The 3,332-nt window shown below is 72.8% G+C and carries 3 protein-coding genes and 1 pseudogene; all 4 read right to left on the minus strand.

The window, feature by feature from the left end; genetic code table 11:
• On the minus strand, window positions 1-837 hold an 837-nt coding region (locus H5J29_RS26190; protein ID WP_220187954.1), incomplete at its 3' end, for an amidohydrolase family protein.
• Between the two features lie 6 nt (window positions 838-843).
• On the minus strand, window positions 844-2,382 hold the full coding sequence (gene ffh, locus H5J29_RS26195) for a signal recognition particle protein (RefSeq protein ID WP_181783684.1): 1,539 nt from the start codon (window positions 2,380-2,382) through the stop codon (window positions 844-846).
• A 10-nt stretch (window positions 2,383-2,392) separates the two neighbouring features.
• Complete coding sequence (locus H5J29_RS35450) at window positions 2,393-2,818, minus strand: MmyB family transcriptional regulator (protein ID WP_312858416.1); 426 nt, start codon at window positions 2,816-2,818, stop codon at window positions 2,393-2,395.
• 185 nt (window positions 2,819-3,003) lie between these two features.
• Window positions 3,004-3,273, minus strand: a pseudogene (locus H5J29_RS36350) (helix-turn-helix domain-containing protein); the annotation flags it as partial.
• Window positions 3,274-3,332 lie beyond the last annotated feature (59 nt).

Genomic DNA, 3,332 nt, shown 5'->3' on the forward strand with positions numbered 1-3,332 from the left:
GATGCCGCCACCCGCGTCCGTGCCCGCGAAGACGGGGACGCCGGCGTCGAGCGCCTTGCCCACCGTGTCCCGGGCGGTCCGGTGCAGCTCCAGCATGTGCTGGGCGTAGACGGGATACCGGCCCGCCCCCGAGGCGATGCCGGGGAAGGTGTCCACGTTGATCAGGGTGGGGACGAGCGCGGTCCCCCGCGCGGCCATCTCGGCGATCAGCTCGTCCGTCAGGCCGGTGCCGTGCTCGATGCAGTCGATGCCCGCCCTGATCAGGCCGGGCAGCGCGTCGGTGCCGAAGACGTGCGCGGTGACCCGGGCGCCCGCGGCGTGCGCGGCGTCGATCGCGGCCTCCAGCACGTCGTCCGGCCAGAGCGGCCCGAGGTCGCCGAGCCCGCGGTCGATCCAGTCCCCCACCAGCTTGACCCAGCCGTCCCCCGCGGCGGCCTGCTCCGCGACGGCCTCGGGCAGCAGCGTGGGATCGTCCAGGTCGACGGCCAGGCCGGGGATGTACCGCTTGGGTCGGGCCAGGTGCCGCGCCGCGCGGATGATCTCCGGCAGGTCGGGACGGCCGCGCAGGGGCGTGGTGTCCGTGGGCGAGCCGCAGTCCCGCAGCAGCAGGGCCCCGGCCCCGCGCTCGGTGACCGCCTGTTCCTCGCACTCGGCCAGGGAGGCGGGCTGCCCGCCGCTCGCGATGCCGACGTGGCAGTGCGCGTCGACCAGGCCGGGCAGGACGAACGGGGCGTCCACGACCTCGGCCCCGGGCACCGGCGAGGCGCCGACCCGGCCGTCGTCGTCGACGTACAGGTCCCGGCGACCGTCCGGGAGGACGGTGCCGCGCAGGTGCAGGGGCACTTACTTGTCCTTCTTGTTCCCGAAGTTCAGCTTCGAGATGTCGAAGTCCGCGGGCAGCCCGTCGAGCCCCGGGGGCATCTGCTGCAGGCTCGGCGGCATCTGCGAGAGGTCGGCGCCGAAGGGGTTCGCGGGGGCGCGGTTCGGCCGCCCGCCCTTCTTGGCCTGCTTGGCCTTGCGCTTGTTCTTCGCCTGCTTGCGGGTGGCGGAGCGGGCTGCGGCGCCGCCGAAGCCGAACTGGCCCGCCATCTGCTTCATCTGCTTGCGGGCCTCGAAGAACCGGTTGACCAGGTCGTTCACGTCCGAGACGGTGACCCCCGAGCCGTTGGCGATGCGCAGCCTGCGCGACCCGTTGATGATCTTCGGGTCGGCGCGCTCGGTGGGGGTCATGCCGCGGATGATCGCCTGCAGCTTGTCCAGCTGCTTGTCGTCGACCTGGGCGAGTGCCTCCTTCATCTGCGCGGAGTTCGCGCCGGGGAGCATGCCCAGGATGTTGCCGATCGGCCCCATCTTGCGGATCGCGAGCATCTGCTCGAGGAAGTCCTCCAGCGACAGCTCGCCGGACGAGATCTTCTGTGCCGCCTTGGCCGACTGTTCCTGGTCGAAGACCTGCTCGGCCTGCTCGATCAGGGTGAGCAGGTCGCCCATGCCCAGGATCCGGGAGGCCATCCGGTCCGGGTGGAAGACGTCGAAGTCCTCGAGCTTCTCGCCGTTCGACGCGAACAGGATCGGCTGGCCGGTGACCTCGCGGACGCTCAGCGCGGCACCACCGCGGGCGTCTCCGTCGAGCTTCGTGAGGACCACGCCGCTGAACCCCACGCCGTCCCGGAACGCCTCGGCCGTGGCCACCGCGTCCTGACCGATCATGGCGTCGACCACGAACAGCGTCTCGTCCGGCTGCACCGCGGCCTTGATGTCCGACGCCTGCTGCATCAGCTCGGCGTCGACGCCGAGCCGGCCCGCGGTGTCGACGATGACGATGTCGTACTGCTTCTCGCGGGCGAACGCGATGCCGCGCCGCGCCACGTCGACCGGGTCGCCGACGCCGTTGCCCGGCTCGGGCGCGAAGGTGGGCACGCCCGCCCGCTCGCCGACGATCTGGAGCTGGTTGACGGCATTGGGTCGCTGCAGGTCACAGGCCACCAGCAGCGGCGTGTGCCCCTGCCCGCCGAGGAACTTGGCGAGCTTGCCCGCGAGCGTGGTCTTGCCGGAACCCTGCAGGCCGGCGAGCATGATCACGCTCGGCGGCTCCTTGGCCAGCGCGAGCCTGCGCGTCTCGCCGCCGAGGATGCCGACGAGCTCCTCGTTGACGATCTTGACGACCTGCTGGGCCGGGTTCAGCGCCTGGCTGACCTCGACGCCCTTCGCCCGTTCCTTGATGCGCGTGATGAACGACCGCACCACCGGCAGCGCGACGTCGGCCTCGAGCAGCGCGAGCCGGATCTCGCGCGCCGTGGTGTCGATGTCGGCGTCGGACAGCCGGCCCTTGCCACGCAGGTCGCGCAGCGCTCCGGACAGGCGGTCGCTCAGGGTGTCGAACACCCACGCGAGTCTACGGGGCGCCCGCCCCCGCACGCAGACGGTCCAGCACGTCCGCAGAGCCGGGCCGCACGAGGTAGGCGACGACCTGCTGTCCGGGCGCGCTCGCCACGGACAGGGTCTCCCACGTCACCTCGAGCAGACCCTCGCCCGTGCGCATGCGCTTGGTGCCGCTCGACTTGGCGCGAACCTCGTGCCGAGCCCACAGCCCGCGGAACTCCGGGCTCTTGAGCGACAGCTCCCCGCCCAGCGCGGTCAGCCCGGGATCGTCCTCCATCCCGAGGGCCGACGCCCGCAACGCCGCCGCCGACTCGGCCGCCACTGCCCACCAGTCCGGGTAGATCTCCCGCGCGGCCGGATCCAGGAAGACGTGCCGCACGATGTTCGCGGGCATCGGGCAGATCGCGGCGGCCAGGACGTTGTGGGCGAGGACGTCCATCCGGGGCCGAGCACGAACGCGGGCACCCCGGCCAGCGAGTCCAGGATCCGGCGGACCTCCGGGGTGACCTCCCGTGGTCGGCTCCGCGGGACCCGCGGCGCCGGGGTCGCGAGCGAGGCGAGGTAGGCCGTGGACTCCGCGTCCAGGTCGAGCACCCGGGAGAGCGCCTCGACCACCTGGGCCGACGGGTGCCGGTCCCGCCCGCGCTCGAGCCGCACGTAGTACTCGGCGGAGATGCCCGCCAGCGTCGCGACCTCCTCGCGGCGCAGCCCGGGCACCCGCCTGCGGCCGACCGGCAGCCCGTGGTCCTCGGGCCGGGTGAGCTCGCGACGGGCGCGGAGGAACTCGCCGAGCAGGTTCACCCCACTCACGCTACGACCTCTCCGGGCCGCAGGGGTGGCTCTGCCTCTACCCCTCTCCGCACGGCCTCCCCTCGCACCGCGTCCCGGGCGCACGGTCGAGCCATGACATCTCTCGAACGCAGGACGGCTGTGGTCACCGGCGCGAGCAGCGG

Source organism: Pseudonocardia pini, assembly GCF_013870575.1.
GTDB classification, from domain to species: Bacteria; Actinomycetota; Actinomycetes; order Mycobacteriales; family Pseudonocardiaceae; genus Pseudonocardia; species Pseudonocardia pini.